This window comes from Parafrankia sp. FMc2, from assembly GCF_041008525.1.
Taxonomy (GTDB): Bacteria; Actinomycetota; Actinomycetes; order Frankiales; family Frankiaceae; genus Parafrankia.
This window is the reverse complement of the sequence record NZ_JBFLUG010000353.1, coordinates 1-1,913: the sequence shown is the minus strand read 5'-3', so window position 1 is coordinate 1,913 and position 1,913 is coordinate 1. Positions and strand designations below refer to the sequence as shown.

Here is a 1,913-nt window from a genome sequence, read left to right as displayed (position 1 = left end):
CATGGGTCGACTGACGCATCTGCAGCGGCTGGAGGCGGAGAGCATCCAGATTTTCCGGGAGGCCGTGTCGGAGTGTGAGCGGCCGGTGATGTTGTATTCGGTGGGTAAGGACAGTTCGGTGTTGCTGCATCTGGCGGTGAAGGCGTTCTACCCGTCGCGGTTGCCGTTCCCGTTGCTGCATGTGGACACGACGTGGAAGTTCCGGGCGATGTACGAGTTCCGGGACAAGGTCGCGGCGGAGCTGGGAGTGGATCTGCTGGTGCACCGTAACCCGGAGGCGGTCGCGCGGGGGATCAACCCGTTCGATCACGGGTCCGCGACGCACACCGATGTGTGGAAGACCGAGGGGTTGAAGCAGGCGCTGGACAAGTACAGCTTCGATCTGGCGTTCGGGGGCGCGCGCCGGGACGAGGAGAAGTCGCGGGCGAAGGAGCGGGTGTTCTCGGTCCGTTCGGCGGCGCACCGGTGGGACCCGAAGGCGCAGCGCCCGGAGCTGTGGCGGTTGTACAACGCCCGGACCAGCCCGGGGCAGAGCGTGCGGGTGTTCCCGTTGTCGAACTGGACCGAGCTGGATGTGTGGCAGTACATCCACCGGGAGGACATCCCGCTCGTGCCGTTGTACTACGCGGCCCCGCGCCCGGTCGTGGAACGCGACGGCACCCTGATCATGGTCGATGACGAGCGGATGCCGCTGGGACCGGGGGAGGTGCCCGCCCAGCGCAGTGTGCGGTTCCGGACGTTGGGCTGCTATCCGCTGACCGGGGCGGTGGAGAGTACCGCCGCGACGCTGCCGGAGATCATCCAGGAGATGTTGCTGACGACGAGTTCGGAGCGGCAGGGCCGGGTGATCGACCATGACTCCTCGGGGTCGATGGAGAAGAAGAAGCAGGAGGGGTACTTCTGATGGCGCACGCGACCGGTGAGCTCGCCGCGGCTGACATCGAGGGGTACCTCGCGGCGCACGAGCACAAGTCGATGCTGCGGTTCATCACCTGTGGCAGTGTCGATGACGGGAAGAGCACGCTGATCGGCCGGCTGCTCTACGACGCGAAGCTGGTGTTCTCCGACCATCTCGCCGCGTTGGAGGCGGACTCGCGCCGGGTCGGGACGCAGGGTGACGGGCTGGATTTCGCGTTGCTCGTCGACGGGCTGGCCGCGGAACGGGAACAGGGCATCACGATCGATGTGGCGTACCGGTTCTTCTCCACCGAACGACGCAAGTTCATCGTCGCGGACACTCCGGGTCATGAGCAGTACACCCGGAACATGGTCACCGGTGCGTCGACCGCGGACCTCGCCGTCATCCTGATCGACGCCCGTAAAGGTGTCCTGACGCAGACCCGGCGGCACAGCTACCTGGTGGGTCTGCTCGGGATCCGCCAGGTCGTGCTCGCGGTGAACAAACTCGACCTCGTCGACTACTCCCAGACGGTGTTCGACCGGATCGAGGCGGACTACCGGGCGTTCGCCGCGCAGATCGGTCTGACCGATGTTGTCGCGATCCCGATGTCCGCGCTGGCCGGTGACAACATCACCACCCCGTCCCCGCACACGCCCTGGTACGGCGGGCCGACGCTGGTCGGGCATCTGGAAACCGTGCAGGTCGACGACGACACCGCCATCGGTCCGTTCCGGTTCCCGGTGCAGTGGGTGAACCGGCCGAACCTGGACTTCCGCGGCTTCTCCGGGCAGATCGCGGGCGGGACGGTGCGGCCCGGTGACCGGCTCCGGGTCCTGCCGTCCGGGCAGGAATCCACCGTCGAGCGGATCGTGACCGCCGACGGTGACCTCCCGCAGGCCGTCGCCGGCCAGTCCGTCACCCTCACCCTGGCGGATGAGATCGATGTCAGCCGTGGGGACGTGCTGGCCGCCGCCACCGACCCGGCGGCGGTCGCGGACCAGTTCGCATGCCA

At 67.3% G+C, this 1,913-nt stretch carries 2 protein-coding genes; both read left to right on the top strand.

The genetic code is table 11. The annotated features are described in order from the left end of the window. The first annotated feature begins 1 nt into the window (after position 1). Positions 2–904, top strand: coding sequence for a sulfate adenylyltransferase subunit CysD (gene cysD / locus AB1460_RS37145; protein ID WP_368967218.1), 903 nt, complete (start codon positions 2–4; stop codon positions 902–904). Then, positions 904–1,913, top strand: a 1,010-nt coding sequence (locus AB1460_RS37140; RefSeq protein WP_368967216.1) for a sulfate adenylyltransferase subunit 1, incomplete at its 3' end; no start/stop codon positions are given. The genes cysD and AB1460_RS37140, both read left to right, overlap by 1 nt.

Coding starts and splice junctions, on each gene's coding strand:
- cysD (WP_368967218.1), top strand. CDS start 2: ATGGGTCGACTGACGCATCTGCAGCGGCTGGAGGCGGAGAGCATCCAG.